Source organism: Micromonospora sp. NPDC048947 (genome assembly GCF_040649495.1).
GTDB classification, from domain to species: Bacteria; Actinomycetota; Actinomycetes; order Mycobacteriales; family Micromonosporaceae; genus Micromonospora; species Micromonospora alfalfae.
Genome location: NZ_JBEZFO010000001.1, coordinates 368615 through 388660 on the forward strand (window position 1 = coordinate 368615; position 20046 = coordinate 388660).

At 70.2% G+C, this 20046-nt stretch carries 22 protein-coding genes; 10 read left to right on the forward strand and 12 right to left on the reverse strand.

Annotation, left to right across the window (positions count from 1 at the left end; genetic code table 11):
* The 5 genes from AB0B98_RS01620 to AB0B98_RS01640 form a co-directional block, all read right to left on the reverse strand.
* Positions 1 to 936: a sugar ABC transporter permease gene (locus tag AB0B98_RS01620; RefSeq protein WP_357268835.1), complete on the reverse strand. Its 936-nt coding sequence runs from the start codon at positions 934 to 936 to the stop codon at positions 1 to 3.
* Positions 933 to 2027 carry a LacI family DNA-binding transcriptional regulator gene (locus tag AB0B98_RS01625; RefSeq protein WP_238667636.1) on the reverse strand — a complete coding sequence of 365 codons (1095 nt, stop codon included), beginning with the start codon at positions 2025 to 2027 and terminating at the stop codon, positions 933 to 935. Before AB0B98_RS01625 ends, AB0B98_RS01620 begins: the two co-directional genes overlap by 4 nt.
* A gap of 176 nt (positions 2028 to 2203) precedes the next feature.
* Positions 2204 to 3832 (reverse strand): ABC-F family ATP-binding cassette domain-containing protein, encoded by a 1629-nt coding sequence (locus tag AB0B98_RS01630; RefSeq protein ID WP_357359962.1) that lies wholly within the window; start codon positions 3830 to 3832, stop codon positions 2204 to 2206.
* Between the two features lie 211 nt (positions 3833 to 4043).
* On the reverse strand, positions 4044 to 4223 hold the full coding sequence (locus tag AB0B98_RS01635) for a hypothetical protein (protein ID WP_238667638.1): 180 nt from the start codon (positions 4221 to 4223) through the stop codon (positions 4044 to 4046).
* A gap of 59 nt (positions 4224 to 4282) precedes the next feature.
* Positions 4283 to 4888 carry a TetR/AcrR family transcriptional regulator gene (locus AB0B98_RS01640; protein ID WP_357359965.1) on the reverse strand — a complete coding sequence of 202 codons (606 nt, stop codon included), beginning with the start codon at positions 4886 to 4888 and terminating at the stop codon, positions 4283 to 4285.
* 132 nt (positions 4889 to 5020) lie between these two features.
* Between AB0B98_RS01640 and AB0B98_RS01645 the strand changes: the two genes are divergently transcribed.
* A complete protein-coding gene (locus tag AB0B98_RS01645) occupies positions 5021 to 6109 on the forward strand; it encodes an aldo/keto reductase (RefSeq protein ID WP_357359967.1) in 1089 nt (362 codons plus the stop codon).
* Positions 6110 to 6245: 136 nt separating this feature from the next.
* Here AB0B98_RS01645 and AB0B98_RS01650 read toward each other — a convergent pair whose 3' ends face one another.
* The 4 genes from AB0B98_RS01650 to AB0B98_RS01665 all read right to left on the reverse strand — a co-directional run bounded on the left by AB0B98_RS01650 (position 6246) and on the right by AB0B98_RS01665 (position 11207).
* The gene (locus tag AB0B98_RS01650) at positions 6246 to 7220 is read right to left on the reverse strand and encodes an alpha/beta fold hydrolase (protein ID WP_357359969.1); all 975 of its coding nucleotides are present in this window, start codon (positions 7218 to 7220) and stop codon (positions 6246 to 6248) included.
* A 75-nt stretch (positions 7221 to 7295) separates the two neighbouring features.
* Positions 7296 to 8192, reverse strand: a complete 897-nt coding sequence (locus tag AB0B98_RS01655; RefSeq protein WP_357359971.1) for an acetyltransferase — start codon at positions 8190 to 8192, stop codon at positions 7296 to 7298.
* 158 nt (positions 8193 to 8350) lie between these two features.
* The gene (locus tag AB0B98_RS01660; RefSeq protein ID WP_357359973.1) at positions 8351 to 9550 is read right to left on the reverse strand and encodes a low temperature requirement protein A; all 1200 of its coding nucleotides are present in this window, start codon (positions 9548 to 9550) and stop codon (positions 8351 to 8353) included.
* A 115-nt stretch (positions 9551 to 9665) separates the two neighbouring features.
* Positions 9666 to 11207: an NAD(P)/FAD-dependent oxidoreductase gene (locus tag AB0B98_RS01665; protein WP_357359975.1), complete on the reverse strand. Its 1542-nt coding sequence runs from the start codon at positions 11205 to 11207 to the stop codon at positions 9666 to 9668.
* 224 nt (positions 11208 to 11431) lie between these two features.
* On the opposite strand from AB0B98_RS01665, the gene AB0B98_RS01670 reads away from it, so the two are divergent.
* From AB0B98_RS01670 to AB0B98_RS01685, 4 genes are all read left to right on the forward strand, one after another.
* Positions 11432 to 12385: an AraC family transcriptional regulator gene (locus AB0B98_RS01670; protein ID WP_357359977.1), complete on the forward strand. Its 954-nt coding sequence runs from the start codon at positions 11432 to 11434 to the stop codon at positions 12383 to 12385.
* 91 nt (positions 12386 to 12476) lie between these two features.
* Positions 12477 to 12860, forward strand: coding sequence for a MerR family transcriptional regulator (locus AB0B98_RS01675; RefSeq protein WP_357359979.1), 384 nt, complete (start codon positions 12477 to 12479; stop codon positions 12858 to 12860).
* Positions 12839 to 13186 carry a thioredoxin gene (gene trxA, locus AB0B98_RS01680; RefSeq protein ID WP_357359981.1) on the forward strand — a complete coding sequence of 116 codons (348 nt, stop codon included), beginning with the start codon at positions 12839 to 12841 and terminating at the stop codon, positions 13184 to 13186. Before AB0B98_RS01675 ends, trxA begins: the two co-directional genes overlap by 22 nt.
* A gap of 251 nt (positions 13187 to 13437) precedes the next feature.
* The gene (locus AB0B98_RS01685) at positions 13438 to 14472 is read left to right on the forward strand and encodes a glycoside hydrolase family protein (protein WP_357359983.1); all 1035 of its coding nucleotides are present in this window, start codon (positions 13438 to 13440) and stop codon (positions 14470 to 14472) included.
* A gap of 1 nt (position 14473) precedes the next feature.
* Here AB0B98_RS01685 and AB0B98_RS01690 read toward each other — a convergent pair whose 3' ends face one another.
* Positions 14474 to 15367, reverse strand: a complete 894-nt coding sequence (locus AB0B98_RS01690; RefSeq protein ID WP_357359985.1) for an NAD(P)-dependent oxidoreductase — start codon at positions 15365 to 15367, stop codon at positions 14474 to 14476.
* Between the two features lie 69 nt (positions 15368 to 15436).
* On the opposite strand from AB0B98_RS01690, the gene AB0B98_RS01695 reads away from it, so the two are divergent.
* The 4 genes from AB0B98_RS01695 to AB0B98_RS01710 all read left to right on the forward strand — a co-directional run bounded on the left by AB0B98_RS01695 (position 15437) and on the right by AB0B98_RS01710 (position 17069).
* Positions 15437 to 15847, forward strand: coding sequence for a VOC family protein (locus tag AB0B98_RS01695; RefSeq protein WP_357359987.1), 411 nt, complete (start codon positions 15437 to 15439; stop codon positions 15845 to 15847).
* 97 nt (positions 15848 to 15944) lie between these two features.
* Positions 15945 to 16097, forward strand: coding sequence for a hypothetical protein (locus tag AB0B98_RS01700; RefSeq protein WP_357359990.1), 153 nt, complete (start codon positions 15945 to 15947; stop codon positions 16095 to 16097).
* A gap of 11 nt (positions 16098 to 16108) precedes the next feature.
* Positions 16109 to 16564: a pyridoxamine 5'-phosphate oxidase family protein gene (locus AB0B98_RS01705; protein ID WP_357359991.1), complete on the forward strand. Its 456-nt coding sequence runs from the start codon at positions 16109 to 16111 to the stop codon at positions 16562 to 16564.
* A gap of 85 nt (positions 16565 to 16649) precedes the next feature.
* Complete coding sequence (locus AB0B98_RS01710; protein ID WP_196926210.1) at positions 16650 to 17069, forward strand: PPOX class F420-dependent oxidoreductase; 420 nt, start codon at positions 16650 to 16652, stop codon at positions 17067 to 17069.
* 49 nt (positions 17070 to 17118) lie between these two features.
* On the opposite strand, the gene AB0B98_RS01715 is transcribed toward AB0B98_RS01710, so the two are convergent.
* Complete coding sequence (locus AB0B98_RS01715) at positions 17119 to 18003, reverse strand: bile acid:sodium symporter family protein (protein WP_357359994.1); 885 nt, start codon at positions 18001 to 18003, stop codon at positions 17119 to 17121.
* Between the two features lie 145 nt (positions 18004 to 18148).
* Between AB0B98_RS01715 and AB0B98_RS01720 the strand changes: the two genes are divergently transcribed.
* Entirely contained in the window at positions 18149 to 19477 is a 1329-nt protein-coding gene (locus AB0B98_RS01720; protein ID WP_357359996.1) for a glycoside hydrolase family 18 protein, read from the forward strand.
* 63 nt (positions 19478 to 19540) lie between these two features.
* On the opposite strand, the gene AB0B98_RS01725 is transcribed toward AB0B98_RS01720, so the two are convergent.
* Complete coding sequence (locus AB0B98_RS01725; RefSeq protein WP_357359998.1) at positions 19541 to 19891, reverse strand: hypothetical protein; 351 nt, start codon at positions 19889 to 19891, stop codon at positions 19541 to 19543.
* Between the last annotated feature and the right edge of the window lie 155 nt (positions 19892 to 20046).

The following is a 20046-nucleotide window of genomic DNA, read 5'->3' on the forward strand; positions in this document are numbered from 1 at the left end:
TCAGTTCGCCTCCCTGAGCCGGCGACGGAGATAGACAGCGAGCAGCGCGATGATGATCACGACCATGACGTTGCCGAGCGCCGCCGCGTAGCCGTAGTTGCCGTAGCGGAACGCCTCCTCGTACGCGAAGAGCATCGGCAGCATCGTCTTGCCGCCCGGTCCACCGGCGGTGAGCACGTAGACCAGGCCGAACGAGTTGAAGTTCCAGATGAAGTCCAGCGAGGTGATCGCCACGATCACCGGCGCCAGCGCGGGCAGCGTGACGTGCCGGAACCGGTGCCAGGTGCTCGCCCCGTCCACCGCCGCCGCCTCGTGCAGCTCGCGACCCACGCCCTGCAGGCCGGCGAGCAGGACGACTGTGGTCTGCGGCATGCCCGCCCAGACCCCGACGATGATCACCGCAGGCAGGGCGGTGCTGAAGTCGCCCAGCCAGTTCGTCCGCAGTCCGTCAGCGCCGATGCGGTGGAAGAACTCGTTGATCAGGCCGGCGTCGGGGTGGTAGACGAGCTTCCACAGGATGCCGACCACGACGGGCGGCATCGCCCACGGCACGACGGCCAGCACCCGCGCCACACCTCGGAACCGCAGTTGCTGGTTGAGCAGAAGCGCCAGCCCGAGGGCGAGCAGGAACTGCAACACCGTCACCCCGACCGCCCAGAGCAGGCCGATCTTGAACGAGTTCCAGAACAGCTCGTCGCCGAGGAGTTCCCGGTAGTTGGCCAGGCCGGTGAAGCTGACCTCGACGTTGCGCCCGGCGCGGGCGTCGGTGAAGCCGAGGTAGATGCCGCGCAGCAGCGGGAACACCGACAGCACCACGATCGGCAGCAGCGACGGCAGCAACAGAAGATAGATGGTGGTGCGGTCGGAGCGGAACCGGTTGCGCCGGCGGGCCGGCTCGGCCCGCTCGACGTCCGGCCGCTCGGCCAGGGTGGTCATGCGGTCACCCCTTCGCTGGACGGGTGGGTGGTCGGTGGGCCGGCGGCGGGTCGAGGGGCCGGCACAGTCGCCGCGCTGGACGCGCGGACGACGAGGTTCGGCGGCACCTGCTCGCGTCGCGGCGGCAGTGTGGCGTCGGCAATGCGTTGCAGAAGCAGTTCGGCGGCTCGGCGACCACGCTCGGCCGAGCCGAGCGAGACGCTGGAGAGCTGGGGAAACATCATCCGGGCCAGTTCGGTGTCGTCCATGCCGACCAGTGCCACGTCCTGCGGCACCCGGCGACCGGCGACCAGCAGGGCGTGCAGCGCGCCAACCGCGATGAGGTCATTGGCGCAGACCAGGGCATCCGGGTCGGCGCGGGCGAGCAGCCGCTCGGTGGCGGCGCGGCCGGCGGCGTACTGGAAGTCGCCGACCTCGATCAGCGCGGCGTCGAGCGGGATGCCGTGTCCGGCCAGGGCCGCCCGGAATCCGGCGTCGCGGGCGGCGCCCGGGACGGTGTCGAGCGGGCCGTTGACGAAGCCGATCCGCCGGCGGCCGGTGGCGACGAGATGGTCCACGGCCAGCGCCACACCGTGCCGTGAGTCGGTACGCACGTTGTCGATCGGGGCGTCCGCGCCGAGCTGGCCGACGACCACCACCGGCACCGGACTGTCCACCAGCGCGGTGAGGTGGTCGTCGGTGACCCGGATCGGCGAGACGATCATGCCGTCCACGTAACGGTTGGCCAGCCGACGCAGCAGGGCGGTCTCGTTGTCGATCCGCCCACCGGTGGCGTGCACCAGCAGTTGCCGCCCGGAGGACGCGACAACTGCCTCGATGGCCCGCATCATCTCCACGTAGACCGGGTTGCCGATGTCCTCCACAGCGAGCGCGACGAGACCGGTGCGCTGGGACTGCAACGACCGGGCGATCGCGTTGGGCACGTAGCCGACCTCGGCCGCCGCCTCGCGAACCTTGCGGATCGTCTCGGGGCTGCCGCCGACGCCGTTGAGCACCCGCGAGGCGGACGCGATGGAGACGCCGGCGCGGGCGGCGACGGTGTGCACCGTGGGCCGACCGTCCGCCGGTTCCTGTAAACGTTTACGACCCACGTCCGGCACCTCCACCCGATAGCTGTAAACGTTTCCGGGGAGTCTGCTCCGCAAGCGCCAGAGAGGTCAACCCCCCGTTACGAAAACGTTTCCAACCACCCCACGCACACCCCGTTGATCATGAAGTTATTGCCACGACACGCCGCCGCGGAGGGCAATAACTTCATGATCAACCGTCAGAGCAGGGGGGTGAGGGGGAGGGGGAAGTGTCGGGATGGCCAGCGGGAGCGGAGTCTGCGGTCGTGGCTGGCCACCACGACGGCGCCCGGGCCGGTGCCCAGGGCGTCCTCCAGTTCGTCGCTCAGCGTCGGCGACAGGTGGTTGGTGGGCTCGTCGAGCAGGAGCAGCTCCGGCGGATCGGCGACGAGCACCGCCAGGGCGAGCCGTCGGCGCTGTCCCACCGACAGGTCGGCCACCGGGCGGTCGAGGTCCGCCGGGGCGAGCAGCCCGAGAGACGACAGCGGTACGACAGCAGCCCGCTCCACGCCGACGGCCGCGTCGAAGACCTGCCTGGCCGTGCGCCGCGCATCAGCGAAGACGGTGTCCTGGGCGAGCAGGCCGACCCGCAGCTCCGGTCGCCGCCAGAGCGCTCCGGCACCGGCCAGGTGGCCGGCGAGCACGGCGAGCAGGGTCGACTTGCCCGTGCCGTTGGGGCCGGTCACCAACAGCCGGTCGCGGGACCTGATCTCCAGGTGCGCGACCCGCAGTCGGCCGGGAACCTCCAGCCGGTCCACAGTGACGATGGCCCCGTCACTGTCCCCGACGGCGAGCGCCGACGCGTGGAAGCGCAACGGATCCGGCGGCACCGGAACGGGGTCGCGCTCGATCGTCTCCAGTCGACGGACGGCGTCGCGGACGCGACGGGAGATCTGGTTCTGAACGCGGCCGGCGGTGTGGCCGTACCCCATCTTCTCGCTGTCACGCGGGCCCCGGCCGTGGGCGACCTGGTGCCCGGTCACGGCGGCGGCCTCGCGCAGGTCGGCGAGGAGCGCCTGCTCGTCGTCGTAGCGCCGACGCCACCGTTGCGCCTCGGCGCGCTTCGCCGTCAGGTACGCGGTGTAGCCGCCGCCGAAACGGACCGGCCCCTCGACCGCCGGGTCCAGGTCGATGAGATCGGTGCAGACCGCGTCCAGGAACGCCCGGTCGTGACTGGCCACCACGACCACCCCCGGCATGGCGCGGAGCTGGTCCTCGCAGAACGCCGCCGCCGCGTCGTCGAGGTGGTTGGTGGGCTCGTCGAGCAGCAGCGCACTCGGCCGGCGGATCAGCACCGCCGCCAGGGCGAGCCGGCCGCGTTGCCCGCCGGAGAGCGCGCCCAACGTCCGGTCGTGGGGCAGACCGCCGAGGCCGAGGCCGTCGAGGACCGTCCGGGCACGCCGGTCGGCGTCCCAGGCGTCGCGGTCCTGTGCCCGTTCCAGAACCTCACCGTAGGCAGCCAGCAGCCCGTGGTGCTGCTCGGTGCCCTCCGGCGAGTCGGTGAGCGCGACGCCGATCCGGTCCAGTTCGGCGAGGTCGGCACGGGCCTCGCACAGCGCGTCGTCGAGGACCGCGGCGATGGTGCTGGATGGATGGAAGGGCAGCTCCTGGTGCAGGAAGCCGACGTCCGGCGGGCGGGTCACGGTGCCGGAGTCGGGTACGTCGACGCCGGCCAGGACCCGCAGCAGCGTCGTCTTGCCGGTGCCGTTCTCACCGATCAGGCCGATCCGATGGCCGGGTGCGGCGGTCAGGGAAACGCCGTCGAGCACCCGGCGGTCGCCGCGGACCCGCACGAGGTCATGGGCGATGAGAGCAGGTCGAACAGACATGGGGAACCTCGGAGAAGGACGATCCGGGGCGCACACCGGCACCCCGGCGGAGCAGGACATGACGACGGAGGCCGCGGCGACAAAGGCGCGATCACGCGCCCGTCGGCGGCCGGTCCGGGTGCTCACCCGGAGATGTCGTCGTCACCTGCCACGCCTGCTCCGATCTCCGACAACTCGGGCGCAAGAATAACTCGGCGTCGCTGGCTTCGGTTCAGCTCCCGCCCATGCTCGACGAGCTGTTGTCCGACGAGTTGCCCCGGCGGGACGTGTATCGGCCTGCCAGTCGCCCGGCCCGAGCGCGACGCCCCAGCACGCCGATGATCACCAACAGCAGACCGGCGAAGATCACGACTCCGCCGCCCACCAGTGCCGCCGCCGTCCCTGCCGACATGACCGACCGCCTCTCTCCGACTGTGACCGGTACGGCCAGACGAGCAGATCCTGACACGGTCAGGCCGTTCGGGCACCGGCCCGCAGCGAGTCGATGGTGAGGTCGAGGACGGCTTCGAGGTGGTCGGTCTTCCCGGTGGAGAGCAGCAGGAGCACGCCGCCCTGGATGCCGGCGAGCAGCGCCGCGGCGGAGCGGTCGGCGTCCACCTCCGAGGCGATGTCCCCGGTCGACTGCATGTGCCGGATGCCGTCGACGATCGCACTCTGCCAGCGCCACATGAGCCCGGTCACGATTGCCTGCGCGCCCGGCGCCCGCCGCCCGGTCTGGCCGAGAAGACCGTTGAGCGGGCATTTCACCCCCTGCGCGCGGTAACGCTCGATCAGCCGCTCGCGCCACGCCAACCAAGCCGGCCAGGACGTCAGGTTGCTGAGCATCGGCTCCTGGTCGAGCAGGACCTGGTCGGCCTCGTGCTGGGCCACCGCGAGCAGCAACCCCTCCTTCCCGTCGGGGAAGTAGTGGAAGAGCTGGCCCTTGCTGGTGCCGGTGTGGGCCATCACGTCCTCGAGGCGGACCTCGTCGACGCCGCGCTCACGGATCTCGGCGGCCGCACCGGCGACGATCCGCGCCCGGGTCGCCTCGCCCTTGCGAGTCAACGCCCGTGTCATGAGAACTCCTGTTCTGGCCCTGGGGGTCCAACCCTACGCCGGGTTTTGGACTTGCAGGTCCATTTTTGCCGAGCAAAGGTCTGGAACGCGCGGTCCGCAAAGGGCCGACACCACAATCGGGAGGGCACCACCGTGAACCACTACTACCTGCTCGGGCGGTCCGGTCTGCGGGTGAGCCGGCTGGCGCTGGGCACCATGAACTTCGGCGTCGACGGGTTCCACGCCGCGTACGGCAAGACCGAGGAGGAGTCAGAGCCGATCTTCCGCCAGTATCTGGAGGCGGGCGGGAACTTCATCGACACGGCGGACTTCTACACCGCCGGCGAGAGCGAGAAGATCCTCGGCCGCCTGATCGACCGGGCCGGCGTCCGCGAACGGCTCGTACTCACCAGCAAGTTCACCAACACCGTCGACCCGTCCGACCCGAACGCCAGCGGCAACGGCCGCAAGCACATCATGCGGGCCGTGGAGGCGTCGCTGCGCCGGCTCGGCACCGACTACATCGACCTGTACCTGCTGCACACCTGGGACCGGATCACCCCGGTCGAGGAGGTCGTGCACACCCTCGACGACCTGGTGCGCTCCGGCAAGATCCGGTACGCCGGGCTCTCCGACGTACCGGCCTGGTACGCGGCCCGCGCGCAGAGCTACGCCGAGGCGCACGGCCTGGCCCCAATGATCAACGTGCAGCTGCCGTACTCCCTGGTCGCGCGGGGCATCGAGGCGGAGCACGTGACGATGGCCCAGACCCTGGGCATGGGGCTCACCGCGTGGAGCCCGATCGGCGGTGGTCTGCTCAGCGGCAAGTACCGGCGGACCGGCGAGGGTATGAGCGGGACCGGCCGGTTGACGAACCCCGACGCCGCGGGTCGGGAGATCAGCCCCGGCGACTGGCAGGTGATCGAGGCGCTGGAAAGCGTGGCCGCCGAGGTGGGACGCAGCATGGCGCAAGTGGCGATCAACTGGGTGGCCACCCAGCCCGCCGTCGGTTCGGTGGTGATCGGAGCGAGCAGCCCCGAACAGCTCGCCGGCAACCTCGGTGCGCTCGACTTCGAGATCCCGGCCGACGCCCGCCGCCGGCTCGACGAGGCGAGCGCCCCGAAGGTACCGCTGCTCTACTCCATGTTCACGCCGCAGTACCAGTCCTGGGTGGTGAGCCCCGGCCTCGGCATCGGCGACAAGCCGGCCGGCTACGCCCCTCCGGTGTTCAACGGCAAGTAGAACCTCGCCAAGCAAGACCGCCCTACCCCCGCCCCCCTGCGCCGCGATCTTGCACTTACTGTCCCGACATAAGGGGCATCACACCCATGTCGACAACCACAAGCGCAAGATCGGCGGGGGCGGGGCGGGGAAAGGGCTATCTGTGGGTCGGCGCGTCGGTCGTCGGCGCTGGCTCACCCTCGTAGAGCGCGACGTATCGTCGGCGCCACTCGTCGCCGTCGGCACCCAGGGCGGCGAGGTTGAGGGTGTTGTGTTCGACGCCCAACGTCTCCGGCAGGGTGCACACCCGCAGCGGTATCGCGTTCGCGTCGGCGATCCGGCGTGGCACGTCGACCGCTGCCCTGAGGTCCACCACGCCGTCGAGCGGGCTGATCGCGACCGCCGCGGTCCGCAGTCCGGTCCGTCGGGGCGGATTCGGCAGGGTACGGGCGATCGTCAGGTACTGGGTGACGGCGGCGAGCGAGTATCCGCGCGACGTGACGCGGTCCCGGAGAACGCGACGCCCGTACAGCACGATGAGCGGCTTCACGGCGTAGGCCGGCGCCTGTCGCGGGTTCGGACCGAAGAACGGCGACAGCAACAGCAGATGCCGTACGACGTTGCCCGGCACCTGGGCCAGCCAGGCGGCCAGCACGGCGCCCCCGGAGATCCCCACGACGCCGACCTCGTCTCCGAGGGCAGCCGCGACGGCCCACCCCTGCGCGGCGTACGTCGTCAGCTCACCGGCCTCGACCCGGTGGTGGGCCCGCCGGTCGACGGTCCCGTGCTGGGGCGCCCGGGGGATCCAGACGTTGTATCCACTGTCGAAGAACTCCTCGGCCAACCCCGCGTACTGCTCGGGCGCGAGGGTGTATCCGTGCAACAGCAGCACGGCTCGGCCGGTACGGGAGCCGTGGCTCAGCAGCCGGCTGCGCGACTCAGGCCGCACCTCCGGGTCGGCCGTCTCGGCGGCGATGACGGCCGCGGCGGCACGGGTGGCGGTGTCGAAGTCGGGCGGTCGGGGCGGCGCGACAGGTAGCCCGCGGCGGCCCACCGGCCAGAGGTAGAGGCCGGCGATCGCTGCCCCGACGAGCGCCAACCCGCCGACGAGGAGCGCGATGATCTCCGGCATGGTCAGATGCTGACAGGGGCCGCGCCCGGCGCTGGCTGAGGGGGTGCGCCCGGGTGACCGGGCGCACCCGGTCAGCTATTCCTGGCTGTTCGGCGGCGCGAAGACGACCCGGGACCGCAATTGTCGAAAGCCGGTCCGCTCCAACTCCGCCAGCACCGTCACCCGGTGGGATTCCACGTCGGCGATGACCTCACGGGCACCGCCGGCGGCCAGCACCCGGACCGCCTCGGCCAGCAGTTCGGGTCGGGCCGCCTCGTCGAGGAGGCCGAGATAGGCGAGCAGGGGGTAGCAGGCGTCTCCGGCCGTGCCGACCAGCCCGACCGGGTCGCCGGCCGCCAGGGCGATGCGCCACCCCTCGGTGTTCTCGCCCAACCAGGCCAGCGGGTCGGTGGCGAGATCCACGCCGCCGACCACCCGCGCGATCTCGACGCCGGTCAGCACGTCCGGCTCGGCGACCCTCGCGACCAGGGCCTTGATCTCCGCCACGTCGACGGGCGCGCGGAAGTCGTACCGCCCGGAGGATGCCGGCAGTGGGGTGCCCGTCCAGGAACAGCGGAGCCGCTCCCCCCGCTCGACCAGCCCGGCGAGCCGGGCGGCCTCCATGGGCGCCTGCACCACGGCCAGCACCTCGGGCCGACGCCGCCAGTGTGCCGGCAGCGCGGCGTAGTACAGACCGGGACCACCGAGCGCCTCGTGGGCGGCGCGTAGCAGCTCGGCGCCCACCTCCGGTTCGGCGTCCAGATCGAACCGGTCCAACCAGGGGGCACCGACGGCGCCCGGCGGACGGAGCCAGGCGGCCCGGCCCACCAACCGGCCGGCGCGCAGCGCGACCCAGGTGTTCTCGGGGCGGTAGCCGCCGCCGGCGATTCCGTCGGCGTACGCGACCTGGCGCAGTTGGGGCAGCGGATCAGGCATGGAGTCGAACAGGTTTTCCTCGCCCGCGACGAGCGGACGAATGACCAGATCAGTCATGGGTTGGTCCTCCGGGAAGCGCGCGCCCCGGGTCAGATCCGCGCGGACGCCGGAGCGCGGAGGGGGCGCAGAACATCGGACATTGTTCTGACCTCCTTCCAGCTCGACGGCGTGCCGAATGACCATACGCGCAGGAGTCGTCGGCCCGCAATGCTCCGTCACAGCGTCGGGTTGGTCTCCGCCCCACGCTTGTGGGCTCGCTGGTCGTACAGGGTTATGCCGGCCAGGAGCACCGCCGCGACGGCCGCCACGGCGACCGGCGGGAGCAGCACCATCGCCGGGGCCGTCACGACCAGCGCCACCACGCCGTAGTACAGCGCCCGACACCGTGGCGCGGTTCGGCTCTCCCGCTCCAGGGTGCTCCGCCCGACCAGGAACAGCACCGGACCGCCGAAGATGATGGCCACCAGAGCCCAGTCGATCGGCGGGTGTGGATCCTCGATGACCTGGCCGAAGCCGACGGCGGTGCAGATGATGCCGCCGACGATCAGCAGCAGGCTGTAGCTCGCCCACCGCGACAGCTGGATCCCCTCCCCGCTCGGGGTGGAGGCATGGCCGGATCTGACGTGGTAGAAGTAGATCCGCCAGAACGAGACGACAGTCACGAACGAGGCGACGAGGGCGATGGTTCCCTCGGTGGTGAAGCCCGGGAAGCTGACCGCGGCGCCGGCTTCGAGCACCACCTCGGCGAGAGCGATCATGAAGAACTGGTTGTACCGCTCGGCGAGATGCGCCTGCGAGACGCTGACTCCCAGGGAGGTAAGCTGCGGCCCGCCCATCCGGGGCAGCGGGTAGGTGGTGGCGGCGCCGATCATCTCGATGGCGAGCGCGATGGTCCAGAAGACGCCTCGACCGAGACCCCCGCTGATGCCACCGCTGATCCAGAGCACGCCGGACGCCACGTGCCAGGTCAGCACCCGGAGCGAGAACGTGTGCACCGCGTGGCCCCGCAGGGCGAACGCCAGGAAGAGCGGTCGGCCGACCTGAATGACCACGTAGGTGCAGGCGAAGATCACGCCACGTTGCCCGAACGCCTGCGGCAACGTGACAGCCAACACCAGGGTGCCGAACATCGTCACCAGCAGGAATGCCTGGATTTCGGGACGGCGAGGGTCGTAGGTGCTGGACAGCAGGGCGTTGAGCGACCAGATCATCCACAGCGCCGTGAAGAACAGGACGGTCTGGCCCGCCTCGGACAGCAGGGTGTGCCGGACAATGGTCAGGTCGTCAGCGACCCGCCCGGCGAGGCGGGCCAGTGCGAAGACGTAGACGATGTCGAACAGTAGTTCCAGGACGGTCGCCGAGCTCGGGCTCCTGCTGTCCCCGAGGCCACGGAAGAGCTCGGCGCGCCTCAGCACGGACGTCGAGACAGCTCAGCCGGCAAGGGCCGCCGGCACGGGCAGCCCATGCTGGTGACCCTGATGGCCTGCCATCGTCCCCGAGCCTCCCTCGCCTGCCGGTCCGCCTGATCCGCTATCTACGTATTTTATCCATCTTTATCGGACTCCCGTCGCTGATGGCGGATACCGGGTCGGCGGTACGCCGGATCATCTGTGCCGTCACCCTGCGGTACGAGCCCGGGTCGACGGGGAACAGCCACTGCCGGGCACGGGTCAACGGGCCGACGTTGAGCCCCAACTCGTCGAGCACCTCGTCGACGTTGTGCATCGAGAACGGGATGATGTTCGTGCCGCGCGCGTGCCGCCCGTTGGTGCGCGTCGCCATCCAGAACAGCCGGGCGCGCACCTCGTCGCGCATCCGAACCTCGGTCGGCAGCGTGATCCCACCCCGCAGGTACGCGGCCGTCCAGACCGCCGCCATCTCCGCGCTGAGCGGGCTGAAGAACGACGAGTTGTAGCCGGCGAACGTCAGCCGCGGCACGCCGATCGGCAGGATCTGCCGGTAGAGCATGAAGTTACCGGCGTCGTCCTGGAGCCGGGCGTGCAACGCGTCGTCGAAGAACGGCACGTGCTGGCGGAAGCCGGTGCCACAGATCACCAGGTCGGCGGGGAGCACAGTGCCGTCGGCCAGGCGGGCGGCGGGTCGGCCACCGTCGACAAGCAACTCGGTGATCACCTGTTCCCGGTGCACGGCGATGCGGCCGTCGGTGACCCGCTCGAAGAAGCCCTCGGTGCCGAGGCTGACAGTGCTGCGGGCGATGTCCTCGAAGCTGCCCTTGGGCACGAGACCCAGCTCGCGCAGCTTGAACTGCCGGGTCGCGACAGCGCCGACGCTGTCGACCATGCGTCGGCGCAGACCGTTCCCCGGGCCGTGCAGGAACCGCTCGAAGCCCCTCAGGTGCAGGTAGCGGAAGAGCGCCTCACCCATCCGGGTGAGCAGCAGGTACTTGTAGTTGAGCGCACCGCCGAGCTTGCGGGGCATCTTCCAGAGCAGCTCGCGTGCCACCACGTGGGTCTGGGCGGCCACCTCGCTCACCGGGACCGCCACGTCGCAGGACGACTTGCCGTACCCGACCACGAGGACGTTCTTACCTCGGGCCGCCTCGAGGTCGTGGAACTCCCCCGTCGCCAGGACGCGCCCACCGGCTTCGGTGAAGCTCGCGTGCCCGTCGAAGGACGGGACGAACGGGTCGGAGAAGATGCCGTTGGCCACGATCAGGTGGTCGTACCGTTCCACTGTCAGCGGGGCCTGCGCGCCCGCCGGCCGCGAGGTGACCAGCCACCCGGTCTCGTCGTTGACAAGCTCGGCCGAGGCGACCTCCGTGGACAGGCGCAGCGCGCCGGCCAGGTCGAACTTCTCCACGTAGCTCTCCAGGTACCGCTGGACCTGCTCTCCCGACGGCCACTGCGGGTAGTCGGCGGGCATCGGCAGGTCGGAGAGGTGGTAGGTGCCCTTGTCGTTCTGGGTGTGCAGGCCGGGGTATCGGCGGGTACGACTCCACACCCCACCGACGTCTGGCGCGCGCTCGAACACTGTGACGTCGAACCCGCTCTGCCGCAGCACCTTCGCTGCGCTCACACCGGCGAATCCGGCACCGACGACGGCAATCCTCATGATCTCCTCCGAAGGACGTACGAACCGTGCCGGCGCTGACCGCCCGCGGTGGTCGCACGCTAGCGAGCGGATCGGGAAGGTCGCTATCCGCGCGGCGCGGGCGCTGTCCGCAGTACGCGGCCGGACCCATTTCCTGTCGGGTCGGCGGCTTTCGGGTCGGGTCCGGGCCGGTCACGCCTTACGGTCAGCGCGACGGGACGCCCGGGAGGTGTCGGATGGATGCGGTGACGGTCCGGACGGACGACGTCGACCAGGCTCGCGCCGAGGTGGGTCGGGTCTTCTGTCCACACCGGCTCACCCCGCAGGCGGGCGTGCACGCCGTGCGACTGCGGATGGCGGCTCGTCGGGCGGGCGGGGTGGGCGTCATCGACCTGGACTACGGGCAGGCGGTGCGCATCCAACCGCCCGCGCTGGAGACCTTCTACCTCGTTCAGATCCCCAGCGCCGGCAGCACAATGGTCCGGCACGCCGGTCAGACGGTGACCTCGACCCCGGACGTCGCCTCGGTGCTGTCCCCGTACGACTCCTCGGACATGCGGTGGTCCGAGGGATCGCCCCACCGGATCTTCTACGCCGACCGGCGCGCCGTCGACCGTGAACTCGCCCGCCTGCTGGGCCACCCGGTGGACGACCCGGTCCGCCTCGACGTCGGCATGCTCATGACCACGCCGACCGCGCAGGCGTGGGCGCGCGGGGTGGCGTTCCTCGCCGACGAGCTGTCCCAACCGGCGGACGCGTCCCTGTTCGACCACCCGCAGGTGGCCGCCCGTTTCGAACAGGCACTGATCGGCAAGCTGTTGCTGGCCCATCGGCACAGCCACTCCCACCTCCTGGCCGAGCCGGGCCAGCACGCCCACCCCGGGCGTCTCGTCCGGCGGGCCTGCGCCCTGATCTCCGAACACCACGGCGAAGCGCTGACCGTCGGTGACGTCGCCGAGGCGCTACGGGTGAGCGTACGAACGCTGCAGGACTGTTTCCGCCGCGAGTTGCAGACCACCCCTACCGCGTACCTGCGGGCCTGCCGGCTCGACGCGGCGCACCGCACGCTCCGCTCGGCCGCGCCGGGGGTGTCCGTGACGACGGTCGCCCTGCGACACGGCTTCGTGCACCTCGGCCGGTTCGCGACCGAGTATCGGAGCCGGTTCGGCGAGTCGCCGTCGACGACCCTGCGCCGCTGACTTCTGCCAGCTACCGCGCCTCGCCCGGTCCTTGCCTTGACGCTGACGACAAGGTTTAGCGTTGTCGCGACGGGCCGATGGAGGAGGTCGGATGCTCATTGGCGAGCTGGCTGAACGGGCCGGCACGAGCCCTCGCACGCTGCGCTACTACGAGGCGCACGGATTGGTACGGGCGCAGCGCTCCGCCAACGGCTACCGCGTCTATGACGAGACGGAGCTACGCGTCGTGCGGGAGATACGGGCGCTGCTCGACGTCGGTTTCGGCCTCGACGATGTCCGCCCGTTCGTCGCCTGCCTGCGGGCCGGCAACACCTCCGGCGACGTCTGCCCGGACTCGGTGGTGGTGCTGCGGCGCAAGATCGCCGAGGTCGACGTCGTCATCGACCGGCTCGGCGCGGTGCGGGAGCAACTGCACAGTCAACTCACCCACGCGATCGCACCTCGGGAGAAAACATGCCTCCGAAGGCAGAAGTAGGCTCGCTGGTCACTGTCACCGACGACACGTTCACGGAGCTGGTGCTGGCCAGCGACCGGCCCGTGGTCGTCGATTTCTGGGCGGACTGGTGCCCGCCCTGCAAGGCCATCGAGAGGAGCCTCGTCGAACTGGCCCAGGAGTTCGGTGACCGGATGGTCGTGGCGAAGCTCAACTCCGACGAGAACCCGAGAGCGACCCGTAGCTACCGGGTGATGTCCCTGCCGACGCTGCTGGTGTTCCGTCAGGGCGAGGTGGTCGGCTCGACAGTGGGGTCCAGGCCGAAGACGTACCTGCGACAGACCCTGACCGCACAGGCCGGCTGGTGACAACCAGCAGCGCCGGTTGGCGCCGTCGGAGGATCAGGCGGTGACCGACGGCCAACATCAGCTCCGGAAATCGTTATCCCGGCCCGGTCGGCCAGTCTCCTGAGGGGAGGCAGATGGCGATCTTCCGTCATCGCCTGCATCAGGTAGCGGTACGACCAGGTGAGGGAGTCGAGACGATGCGCGCAACCGGCCAGGGTGAAGCGGACGCCGCAAGGGGAAACCGAGGCGTCCACGCGGAACCCCGACGCGGGATGCTCGGCCGCCTCCCGATCGGTGCGCGGCGACTGCTGTGGCCGCTCGTCGTGGCCGCCGCGGTCGCCGTACTGGTGACCGGTGTGGTCGTCGTGGTGCAGCCGACCGCGCCGACGCCCGCCCCGGCGGCGACGCAGGCGCTCGACGCGCCCCCGCCCGCGAGCCCACTGCCGGGCACACCCGGCGCGACCACGCCCGCCCCCACGACGAGCCCGGCGGGGGCGACCCCGACGCCGACGCCGACGCCTACCGCGAAGCCGACGACGGCGCGTCCGGTCGCCCCGGCGGCCCCGGCGGTGACCTCGAAGCGCAAGGGCGTCGGGGTGTGGACCTTCGACGGCGTCAGTCAGGCGCTGGCCAACTCCGGGGCGAGTTGGTACTACACCTGGGACGTGGCCCATTCGGGCGTCACCAGCCCGAAGGGCGCCGAGTTCGTCCCGATGATCTGGGGGGCGAAGAGCGTCACCGCCACCAACCTGCAACAGGCCAGGAAGAACGGCCGCCACCTGCTCGGGTTCAACGAGCCGGACCTGAAGGGTCAGGCTGAGATGACAGTCGAGCAGGCGTTGGAGCTGTGGCCGCAGTTGCAGGCCACCGGTCTTCCGCTGGGCAGCCCGGCGGTGGCCTGGGGCGGCGACCGACCGGGCGAGTGGCTGGACCGGTTCATGGCCGGGGCGAAACAGCGCGGCTACCGCGTCGACTTCATCGCCCTGCACTGGTACGGCGGCGACTTCACCACCGCCAACGCGGTCAACCAGCTCAGGTCGTACCTGCAGGCCGTGCACGACAGGTACCAGCTGCCGATCTGGCTCACCGAGTTCGCCCTGATCGACTTCTCCAACGGCGTCCGCTTCCCCACCCAGGCACAGCAGGCCGCCTTCCTCACCGCGGCGACCCGGATGCTGGGTGGGCTGTCCTGGCTACAGCGGTACGCGTGGTTCGGCCTGCCCGCCACCGACAAGGACCAGACCGGGCTGTTCCGCACCGGCAGCACCGCCACCACCGTCGGCCGCGCCTACCAGGCGGCGCGCTGACCTACAGCACGTCGACGTGGTCCCGCCAGGAGTGCTGCGGCTCGTACCCCAGCACCCGGCGGGCCTTGTCGATGCTGAGCAGCGTCTCGTGCTCACCCAACTCCTTGCGGATCTCGACACCCGGGTAGACCTCGGCCATCAGGCTGGCGCTGGACCTGCTCATGACGGTGTCGGCGTTGGCGATGACGAAGACGTCGGCACCGGGCTGGTCGTGGGCGAGGGCGCGCTCGACCGCCTGGGCACCGTCGCGGGCGTCGATGTAGCCCCACAGGTTCCACCGGCGCAACTGCGGGTCGGCGTCGAACGAGGGGAACGGCGCGTAGTCCTCGACGTCCATCACGTTGGAGAAGCGCAGCCCCACCATGACCAGGTCCGGGTCCCACCGGCAGAAGTGCCGGGCCATCTCCTCCTCCAGGGCCTTGTTCAGCGAGTACGTCGACTCGGGTCGGGGCGCGTACTCCTCGTCGACCGGCGCGTACGGCGGCGGGGTGTCGAACGGCAGCCCGAGCACCGTCTCGCTCGACGCCCAGACGACCCGCTTGATCCCGGCCGCCCGGGCCGCGGCGAACACGTTGTACGTGGCGGCGGAGTTGTTCGCGAAGGTGGTCGCGTTCGACATCAGCCCCGGGGCCGGGACCGCCGCGAGGTGCACTACCGCGTCGACGCCGCCCGCGTGTTCGTCGGCGCCCCCGGTGAACGCCTCCACCACCTGCCCGTAGTCGGTCAGGTCGACCAGCAGGAACTCGCCGTTGACGTCGCGCGGGTCGCGGCCACCGGCACGGTCCACCGCCAGCACGTCGACGCCCACGGCGCGCAGGTGGGCGACCACGGCACGGCCGAGCTTGCCGGTGGCACCGGTGACGACGACACGCCTGGGCAGTGCGGATTCGCTCATGACCACATCTTCGCCGGGGGCAAACGGGGACGCACACGCGGGTACGGCGTTAGCCCTAGCATGATCGACATGGATATCACGATTCACACGTGCTCCCTGCCGCACACCGACCCGGACGCCTCCCTGGCCTTCTACCGCGACGCCCTCGGCTTCGAGGTCCGTAGCGACGTCGGTCAGGGCGCGATGCGTTGGATCACGGTCGGCCCCGTCGACCAGCCCGGCACGTCCATCCTCCTGGCGCCGCCGGCCGCTGACCCCGGGGCGACCGAGGACGAGCGCCGCACCATCACCGAGATGATGGCCAAGGGCACCTACGGCTGGATCCTGCTGGCCACGCGGGACCTCGACACCACCTTTGAGAAGGTGCAGGCCGGCGACGCCGAGGTCGTCCAGGAGCCGACCGAGCAGCCGTACGGCATCCGCGACTGCGCCTTCCGCGATCCCGCCGGCAACCTGGTCCGTATCCAAGAGCTTCGCTGAGCCGTCCGGTCCTCGATCTGCGCCGTTCGGGAGAGCTGGCGAGACCGGTCAGAAATCAAGAAGCACCGGTCACCCGACCGCAAATAGCGTCATCGCCATGACATCGATCGCATCCGTCACCCTCGACGTGGCCGACCCGACGGCCACCCAGCGCTTCCACACCGCCGCCTTCGGTCTGGACAACGGCGGGCATTTCACCGACCCGGACGGCTTCGCCTGGGAAGCCTCATCGCTGGCCACCGCGAAGTAACTGGAGGAAGCATGACGGAAGTTCCGCCGCGTGGGCTTGAGCAGAGGCTTCGGGACACTCGCGCCAGACTGGAGAGCGACATCGACCTCTGGGTCGCGACGGCGGGTTCCCCCGGGGGCGTACACCTCATCCCACTGTCGTTCCTCTGGGACGGGGCCGCGTTCCTCGTCTCAACGCCGCGCGCCTCGATCACCGGCCGCAACCTAGTGGCTGATGGCCGGGTACGACTCAGCCTCGGGCCGACGCGCGACGTCGTCATCGTCGACGGCACCGCCGAGCCGGTGGACATCGCCGACCTCGGCCCGCAGACGGGTGCTGCGTTCGCGACGAAGACGGGCTTCGACCCGAGCGGTCTCGACGAGCCCTACCAGTACTTTCTGATCCGACCGCAGCGCATCCAGGCCTGGCGGGAGGCGAACGAGCTGAAGGGACGCGTCCTCATGCGGGACGGCCGCTGGCTCGGCTGAACGCGCGATGTACCTGTAGCACCATGATCCGGGCGGGCGGGTGCGTAACGTGCAGGGGTAAACGTTGTCGCGACGAGGAGACTTCATGTCCAAGCCACCGCTTCCCGAGGCCGCGGTCGCCATGCTCCAGAAGCCGAACCCCGCCGTCATGACCACCCTGCGCAACGGTGGCCAGCCGGTGTCCGCCGCCACCTGGTACCTGTGGGAGGACGGCCGGATCCTGGTGAACATGGACGAGAGCCGCCGCCGGCTGGAGCATGTCCGCAACGACCCCCGGGTGTCCCTCACAGTGCTCGACGAGGCCGGCTGGTACACCCACGTCAGCATCATCGGGCACGTCGCCGAGCTGCGCCCCGACGAGGGCCTGGCGGACATCGACCGGTTGTCGAAGCACTACACGGGCAACGCGTACCCACGCCGGGAGCGGGCCCGGGTCAGTGCCCTGATCGAGATCGACCGCTGGCACGGTTGGGGCGCGCAGAAGGACAACAACCAGGTCGGCTGAGCGTTTCCGCGCCCTGGCACCCTCGACGGTGCCAGGGCGTCGTCAGCCGTCAGGGCGTCACTGCGGTGGCGGACCGGGCGCCGACGCGGGTCACCAGGACGCCGAAGGCCGCCGCGGTGAAGAACATGACGATGCCGTAGACGGCGCCCGGGATCGCCATCTGGGTGCTGTTGAGCAGCGCCGGGCTGAGCGCGATGGTGATGGCCAGGGTGCTGTTGTGGATGCCGATCTCGAAACCGGCGGCCGTCGCGGCGCTCCGATCGACACCGGCGAGGCGCGGCACCCCGTACCCGATGGCGAGGCTGAGCAGGTTGAAGGCGAGCACCGCCAGGCCGACCGAGACGAAGTAGTCGGCGATGTTCTCCCGCTCGCCGAGCACCGCGCCGGCGATCACCGCGACGAGGACGATGACGGAGAGGATCCGGACCGGGCGGTTCAACCGCTCGGCCACCTGCGGCATGCGTGCCCGGATGAGCATTCCGATCGCGACCGGGACGAGCACGATGGCGAAGACCTGGAGCACCTTGTCGAACTGCAGGCCGATGCTTTTCCCGTCGGGCAGGAAGTACGCCGCCGACAGGTTGACCAGGATCGGCAGGGTGACCACGGCGAGCACCGAGTTGATGGCGGTCAGGGTGATGTTCAGGGCCACGTGCCCGCCGAACAGGTGGCTGTAGAGGTTGGCAGTGGTGCCGCCCGGTGACGCGGCCAGCAGCATCATGCCGACGGCCAGCTCGGGTGCCAGGTCGAACGCGAGGACGAGGCAGAAGCAGAGCGCCGGCAGCACCAGCACCTGGCAGACCAGGGCGATGACGGCGGCTCGTGGATGCTGGGCCACCCGACGGAAGTCCGCAATTGTCAGTCCGAGACCCAGACCGAGCATGATGATGCCGAGGGCGACGGGTAGTCCGATCAGAGTCACGGCGGAGTCCATGGCACAGCATCGTTACCGCCCGGTAACGCCGCGACAATCCCCCATGCGGCTGGACGCTCTTGACCCCGGACGGTGATCGGCTTAACTTCATCAATCAGATAAGTGTCTTTACTAATTCTGCTTGATGCCTCGTGGGAGTGTGCCGATGCGACCATTCCGCCACCGCCGTCTCACCGCCGTTGTCACCCTGGCGGCCCTGCTGTTCACCGCCGCCCCGCCCAGCGCCGCCAGCGCGGGCGACAACCAGCAGCGCCGCACCGGTTACCACCGGGTCGGCTACTTCACCCAGTGGGGCATCTACGGCCGGGCCTTCCCGGTCAAGAAGCTCGAAACCTCCGGGGCGGCGAGCCGCCTCACCCACCTCAACTACGCCTTCGGCAACGTCAGCGAGGACGGTCGGTGCTACGTGGACGGTGGGCCGGGCGAGGGCGACGCCTGGGCCGACTACCAGCGCCCCGTCCCGGCCGAGGAGAGCGTCGACGGCGTCGCGGACGCACCGGGCCAGGCGCTCAACGGCAACTTCGGCCAGCTCGCCAAGCTCAAGACAAAGCACCCCGAACTGAAGGTGCTGATCTCGCTGGGCGGCTGGAGCTGGTCGACGTACTTCTCGAACGCGGCCCGCACCGACGCCTCCCGCAAGACGTTCGTCACGTCCTGCATCGACCTCTACCTCAAGGGGAACCTGCCGGGCACCACCCCGGGCGCCGGGGCCGGCGTCTTCGACGGCATCGACCTCGACTGGGAGTGGCCCAACTGGGAGGGTGAGCCCGGCAACGTCATCCGCCCGGAGGACCGGGAGAACTTCACCAAACTGCTCGCCGAGTTCCGCCGGCAGCTCGACGCGTACGGGCGCACGACCCGCGCGCATCACCCGCTGACCGCGTTCCTTCCGGCCAGCCCGGCCACCATGGACGCGGGCTACGAGGGTCGCAAGATCTTCAAGTACCTGGACTTCGCCACGGTGCAGGGGTACGACTTCCACGGCGGCTGGGATGCGCGGGCCAACCAGCAGTCGGCGCTACGCGTCCCGGCGGGCGCCCCGGACAACCCGGACTTCTCCGTCGAGGTCGCCATCGACGGGTGGATCGCCCGTGGCGCGCCACGGAACAAACTCGTGCTCGGCATCCCCTACTACGGTCGCGGCTGGACCGGCGTCACCGGCGGCGGCAACGGCCTGTTCCAGCCGGCCACCGGGCCCGCGCCGGCCACCTTCGAGGCCGGGTACGAGGACTACAAGAAGCTCAAGACCCTGGCCGGTAACGGCTACACGGTGCACCGCGACCTGCGCGCCGGACACGCCTGGTTGTTCGACGGTACGACGTTGTGGACGTACGACGATCCGGCGGTCGTGTTGCAGAAGACGCTCTACATCCGACGGGCCGGTCTGGCCGGCGCCATGATCTGGTCGCTCGACGGCGACGACGACAACGCCACGCTGACCAAGACGATCGGCCTCGGCCTGACCACCTGGTAGCCGCACGTGCGCCACCCGGCCCGTCGCCAGCCGACCTCTCGGCCGGCGGCGGGCCGGTTACCGCTACGCGGGTGTCACAGCGCGCACCGCGGCCTCGATGAGCGCCGTCACCTGGTCCATGTCCCGAGCCCGGTGGACGTCCACCTCGGCCGACCATCCGTCGGGCCTGGTGAGTTTCACAGTCACATCGTCGCGGCGGTGGGTCAGCCAGCCGGCGATCGCCTGCACCAGCACCATTGCGGTGCCCGCATCGCTGGCCGCCACCCGCAGGACGTCAGTGCGGTCCGCCGAGATCCCGTCGGGGGACGTCGTGGTAACCCCCTCCCGCAGCCGATCCTCAGCGCGCAGCCAGGACGCCAGCGAACGCCGAGCATCGGCGGACGGAAGATCCGGATGTACCGAGAGAGTGATCATCTCTGGCACGTCTCCTCCTCCCAGACGACGACAAGCCCACGCCGCCATCCTGCCAGTCCGCGTCGGAACCGGCACGCCGAGTAGTCAGCAGTATCGATGAACCCTTGACCGCCGTATCGGTGGTTCATAGGCTCCGGCCACTGCGCTGTTGTTCC

Excerpts from the sequence above, each read along its gene's own strand:
- AB0B98_RS01700 (WP_357359990.1), top strand. The coding sequence starts at position 15,945 with ATGACATCGATCGCATCCGTCACCCTCGACGTGGCCGACCCGACGGCC.
- AB0B98_RS01650 (WP_357359969.1), bottom strand. The coding sequence starts at position 7,220 with ATGCCGGAGATCATCGCGCTCCTCGTCGGCGGGTTGGCGCTCGTCGGG.
- AB0B98_RS01655 (WP_357359971.1), bottom strand. The coding sequence starts at position 8,192 with ATGACTGATCTGGTCATTCGTCCGCTCGTCGCGGGCGAGGAAAACCTG.
- trxA (WP_357359981.1), top strand. The coding sequence starts at position 12,839 with ATGCCTCCGAAGGCAGAAGTAGGCTCGCTGGTCACTGTCACCGACGAC.
- AB0B98_RS01705 (WP_357359991.1), top strand. The coding sequence starts at position 16,109 with ATGACGGAAGTTCCGCCGCGTGGGCTTGAGCAGAGGCTTCGGGACACT.
- AB0B98_RS01630 (WP_357359962.1), bottom strand. The coding sequence starts at position 3,832 with ATGTCTGTTCGACCTGCTCTCATCGCCCATGACCTCGTGCGGGTCCGC.
- AB0B98_RS01690 (WP_357359985.1), bottom strand. The coding sequence starts at position 15,367 with ATGAGCGAATCCGCACTGCCCAGGCGTGTCGTCGTCACCGGTGCCACC.
- AB0B98_RS01640 (WP_357359965.1), bottom strand. The coding sequence starts at position 4,888 with ATGACACGGGCGTTGACTCGCAAGGGCGAGGCGACCCGGGCGCGGATC.
- AB0B98_RS01620 (WP_357268835.1), bottom strand. The coding sequence starts at position 936 with ATGACCACCCTGGCCGAGCGGCCGGACGTCGAGCGGGCCGAGCCGGCC.
- AB0B98_RS01665 (WP_357359975.1), bottom strand. The coding sequence starts at position 11,207 with ATGAGGATTGCCGTCGTCGGTGCCGGATTCGCCGGTGTGAGCGCAGCG.
- AB0B98_RS01695 (WP_357359987.1), top strand. The coding sequence starts at position 15,437 with ATGGATATCACGATTCACACGTGCTCCCTGCCGCACACCGACCCGGAC.
- AB0B98_RS01710 (WP_196926210.1), top strand. The coding sequence starts at position 16,650 with ATGTCCAAGCCACCGCTTCCCGAGGCCGCGGTCGCCATGCTCCAGAAG.
- AB0B98_RS01725 (WP_357359998.1), bottom strand. The coding sequence starts at position 19,891 with ATGATCACTCTCTCGGTACATCCGGATCTTCCGTCCGCCGATGCTCGG.
- AB0B98_RS01715 (WP_357359994.1), bottom strand. The coding sequence starts at position 18,003 with ATGGACTCCGCCGTGACTCTGATCGGACTACCCGTCGCCCTCGGCATC.
- AB0B98_RS01685 (WP_357359983.1), top strand. The coding sequence starts at position 13,438 with ATGCTCGGCCGCCTCCCGATCGGTGCGCGGCGACTGCTGTGGCCGCTC.
- AB0B98_RS01720 (WP_357359996.1), top strand. The coding sequence starts at position 18,149 with ATGCGACCATTCCGCCACCGCCGTCTCACCGCCGTTGTCACCCTGGCG.
- AB0B98_RS01635 (WP_238667638.1), bottom strand. The coding sequence starts at position 4,223 with ATGTCGGCAGGGACGGCGGCGGCACTGGTGGGCGGCGGAGTCGTGATC.
- AB0B98_RS01675 (WP_357359979.1), top strand. The coding sequence starts at position 12,477 with ATGCTCATTGGCGAGCTGGCTGAACGGGCCGGCACGAGCCCTCGCACG.